The 4111-nt window shown below is 66.3% G+C and carries 5 protein-coding genes; 3 read left to right on the top strand and 2 right to left on the bottom strand.

Annotation, left to right across the window (positions count from 1 at the left end; translation table 11 throughout):
* Positions 1-117 precede the first annotated feature (117 nt).
* Positions 118-492 (bottom strand): winged helix-turn-helix transcriptional regulator, encoded by a 375-nt coding sequence (locus AC559T_RS08855; protein WP_498868404.1) that lies wholly within the window; start codon positions 490-492, stop codon positions 118-120.
* A 100-nt stretch (positions 493-592) separates the two neighbouring features.
* On the opposite strand from AC559T_RS08855, the gene AC559T_RS08850 reads away from it, so the two are divergent.
* The 3 genes from AC559T_RS08850 to AC559T_RS08840 all read left to right on the top strand — a co-directional run bounded on the left by AC559T_RS08850 (position 593) and on the right by AC559T_RS08840 (position 3014).
* Positions 593-1183: a YceI family protein gene (locus AC559T_RS08850; RefSeq protein WP_498868403.1), complete on the top strand. Its 591-nt coding sequence runs from the start codon at positions 593-595 to the stop codon at positions 1181-1183.
* A complete protein-coding gene (locus tag AC559T_RS08845; RefSeq protein ID WP_498868402.1) occupies positions 1180-1584 on the top strand; it encodes a PPOX class F420-dependent oxidoreductase in 405 nt (134 codons plus the stop codon). Before AC559T_RS08850 ends, AC559T_RS08845 begins: the two co-directional genes overlap by 4 nt.
* Positions 1585-2417: 833 nt before the next feature.
* On the top strand, positions 2418-3014 hold the full coding sequence (locus AC559T_RS08840; protein WP_498868401.1) for a MarR family winged helix-turn-helix transcriptional regulator: 597 nt from the start codon (positions 2418-2420) through the stop codon (positions 3012-3014).
* A gap of 464 nt (positions 3015-3478) precedes the next feature.
* Here the strand turns inward: AC559T_RS08840 and AC559T_RS08835 are convergent.
* Positions 3479-4111: transposase (locus tag AC559T_RS08835; protein WP_498868400.1), on the bottom strand; the 633-nt coding region annotated here is incomplete at its 5' end.

Genomic DNA, 4111 nt, shown 5'->3' with positions numbered 1-4111 from the left:
ACGAAGCAGTCAACCGCCTTCGCGGGCATCGGGATCGCGCAACGGGCCGCCGTCCGACGATATCCCGCGCACCGTGAACGACTGGCACCGCGCCCCTGGCAGGCAAGGACACGGCCTCTACTTTCCCGCCGGCTCTGTTCGATTGCCGGGCGGGACGTGGTCGGTGTCTGTCACCAGATGTTCAGTCGCCCAGCGTTCGAGTTCGGCCAGGGCGGGACGCAGCGCCTCACCGCGCGGCGTGAGCCGGTAGCGGACGCCGACCGGCGGGCCCTCGATCACCTCGCGCGCCACCAGACCGGCCTGGACGAGTTCGTTCAACCGCCCCGACAACATCCGCTCGGTGACACCGGGCACCAGCTTGGAGATCTCGGAGAAGCGTGCGGGGCCGGCCAGGAGCGTGCCGATGATCAGACCGCTCCAGCGCTTGCCGAGCAGAGCGAAGACCGGGGTCAGCGCGTGACAGCTCACCGCGTCTCGCTCCGATGGCTCCATCCGCTCATGGTACCCGCGGTCAACGACCTTCGGCAGTTGCTATATTTTAAGCGGTAACTATACTTTTACAACCACAAGCCGCTTCCGAGAAAGGTCAGCTGTGACGACTCCCTCCGTGTCAAACCCGTCAGCGCCAGCACTCTCCGGAGCCAGCGCGCTGCCGTTGGCCGCCGGCGTCTGGCCCATCGACCCCGCGCACTCCGGTGTCTACTTCCAGGTCCGCCACCTCGGCGTCACGAACGTCCGCGGCCGGTTCGACGTGTTCAACGGGACACTGACCGTCGGCGAGACTCTTGCCGACGTAGCCGTCGAGGCCACGATCGACATGGCCTCGGTCAACACGAACCAGGCCGATCGAGACGCCCACCTACGCTCCACCGACTTCTTCGACATCGAAAGCAACCCGACCATGCACTACCAGTCCGTGTCGGTGACCGCCGACGAGGACAACTACCAGGCCGCCGGCAACCTGACGATCAACGGGATCACCAAGCCCGTGACCCTGGCAGTGGAGTTCTACGGCGTCGACGTCCATCCCGCGGACAACCGGACCAGGGCCGGGTTCGCCGCGACCACCGAGATCCGTCGCAGTGACTACGGCATCGACTTCAACATGCCCCTCGGCGCCGGCAAGCTCGCCCTCGGCGACAAGATCAAGGTAGAACTCGACCTCCAGTTCATCGCCCCATGACAAGACCGGCACAGGCCGAGATCCCAGCATCGCACCTGGACCTACTCACCCAGCCCCTGACCGCGGTCCTGACCACCATCGGCGCGGACGGCCGGCCGCAATCGACCGCGGTCTGGCACCTCTTCCACGGGTCGACCCTGCGAACCTCCATGATCACCAGCCGGCAAAAGTACAAGAACCTGCTACGTAAGCCCGTCGCGGGCCTGTTCATCCTCGACCCGGCCAACCCGTTTCGCACCCTGGAGATCCGTGCCGACGTCGAGCTGACCCCCGACCCGGGTAAAGAGCTGCTCCCGCTGTTCGCCAAGCACTACGGCGTCGACGAGACAATGCTCGACCTCCCCGGCACGGAGCGGGTGACCGCGACCTTCCACCCCGTCCGAGTCGTCGCCAACGGGTGACACTGGCGCCCCACACCCGCCTCGCGCATCCCGGGCGGGCGTGGGGCGCCCGGTTCCTGTCCAGCTTGAGTGGTCGGGACCCTACGAAGGGTTCGGCGGGGGCCGGCCCCGGAGTCCTGCGACGCTACTCGGAGGGGAACCTCATCCCGTGCCGAAGACAGCCAGTCGAGATGGTCAACCGGCGGTCTTCCTCAACTCCGACGAGGCATCCTCCAGCACCGGCACGAACCTCGTCAACACGGAGGCATGTCCCTAACCTGCTCGAGCTCGCCGACCGATCCAGCGCGACCCACAGAGGGGAGCCTCCGACCAACGGCGCCATCGCATATTCGACGGTGACGATGTATAGCCAAGGCATCCGCGGTACTGGTAGCCGAGTCGTCTTCTCAGACCAGCAGGCCGCAACACTTCCGTATCCATGGCCAGGGAGCGGCCAGCTTTCCCACGTTCCTGCTGCCACCGGCAGCAGACCCCGAAATCATATGTGAGCGAAAAATCGCGACCCAAACGGGTAGATCCCGAACCGTAGACTCCCAGCCACCACCAAAAGTGCACCAGAGTCATCGACGGGACAGCCCCGCTCCCGGGCACACCTGGGCGTCGTTCATGGCGTGGGCCATTTGGGCCGTGATGAAGTAACAAATGCACACTCGGAAGAATCTTGCAGTTTGCAGGCCTACGAAGACTCAAGGTGCCCAGATTATGAAATTCCGGCTACTTTAGCTTCTGGTGTACTCCGACGTTTTCTAAAACAAGCAACGAATCATCAACAAAAGATTGGCCATTGTGTCCGCGTTTGAGATTATTCTCTGCTTTGACGGGTCTCTCGCAGGGTGGGCGACGCGGCGGTGACCGCCGCCGGGTCTCCCGCTGCGGCATGGAGCCTTCCCGACGGCCTTGGGGAAGATCTGGGCTGGTTACTTGACCAGGTGCACCACGGCTATTTGGCTGCTTCAGCGGCGGCCGTGAGCCGGATCCCGGGTGGCCTGCGCGGCCTGCAGATCCTCGGCGCCGCCCTCGACGGCGCGGCCCCCAGCCAGATCGAAGTCGCTCGTCGGCTCGGCATCGACCGGACCGTGATGGTCCGCCTCGTCGACGAGCTCGAGCAGGCCGGCCTGGTCGAGCGCCACCCTGACCCCGCCGACCGACGGGCGCGCATCATCACCGCGACTGAGCTTGGCACCTGGCTCCACACCGCGATCCAGGAAGATCGCCGGCTCGTCGACCAGCACATCCTGTCTCCGCTGGACCCGGCGGAGCATGCGGTTCTCCACCAGCTGTTACGACGGGTCGCCGCCCATCTACTCGCCGTCGACCCGACGCGCGGCTCGGCCGCCTGCGACAAGACCCAGCATGCGATCGACGCGCAGACCGACGTCGATCGCTCCGTCCCGGGGGGTGGCCAGGGCTCTTGCAAGAACGCGTCATGACCTTGATGGCGTTGGATGTCGGGTTCGGTTGGAGTGGCGGGTTTGTCATGGGAAGCCGTGGAGGTTGAGTGCGGCGGTCGCGGTGACGTGGTCGAGGCGGCCTTCGGGGATGTAGCGGTAGCCCGCGGCGCGGATCGCGGTGATCACGGCGCCCCGGAAGATCGCGAGGGTTGCGGGCGCCCGGCCGGTTCTGCTGGTGGAGGCGTCCTCGCCGAAGGTGACGTCGCGGACGTGTGCGCCATGAGGCGCTGGTGCGCCGTGAGGCGCTGGGAATCGAAGGAGGTGCGAGACCTCCTCGCTGGGCTGTCGCAGCAGTCTGGTGGGAGCTGAGCGCAGTCTGACCCGGGAGACGCCGGGGAGGGCGGGAAGCAGCGACTCTGCTGCTTAATTCGAGCTCTCGTGGCCACTCGCCGGGCAGGTGTGAACGTGAGTCGCGGGACCAGCCCCGAGGCTGCTATGTCTTGTCAAGCCGCGTGGGGTTCCCGGGACGTCGTGGCAGCTGATCCTTCCTTGCGTTCCAGGAGTTTGAAGACCTGGCGGGCAACGGCGCGTTTGAGGCAGCGCTGCGCGTCGCGGGAGGACTTTCCCTCGGCGGTCCGCTTCGCGATGTAGGCCCGGGCCGCCGGGTCGACTCGGGCCCGGACGAGAACGATCGTGTGGAGTGCCCTGTTCAGCTGGCGGTCCCCGGCTCGGCTGAGCCGGTGGCGGGTGGTGAGGCCGGAGGATGCGGGGATCGGAGCGGCGCCGGCGAAGGCGGCGAACGCCGCGTCGGAACGGAACCGCCCTGGGTGCGACCAGCTGACAAGGATCTGCGCCGCGCTGATCGGCCTGACTCCGACCAGTGCCAACAGCTCGGGCGCCATCGCCTGGACAAGTAGGTGGATCGCCTTCTCGAGCTCCTTCGCTTCCGCGGTCAACGTCTGGATTCGCTGGGCGGTGCACCGCAGCGCCCGCACGGTCATGCGGTGCTCGACGTCCTCGGTTGAGCACGCGACCTGCGTCAGGCAGGCCGCGATCTGTTGCTTGCCAGACCGGCCGCGCAACTGCGCGCGAAGGGCTTCGGGGGCGGACACGATCAGTGCTTTGAGCTGGTTGAT

This window comes from Frankia sp. Hr75.2 (assembly GCF_949319125.1).
Taxonomy (GTDB): Bacteria; Actinomycetota; Actinomycetes; order Frankiales; family Frankiaceae; genus Parafrankia; species Parafrankia soli.
Note: the sequence above shows the minus strand (reverse complement) of the source record. Positions and strands in the feature narration are given on the sequence as shown.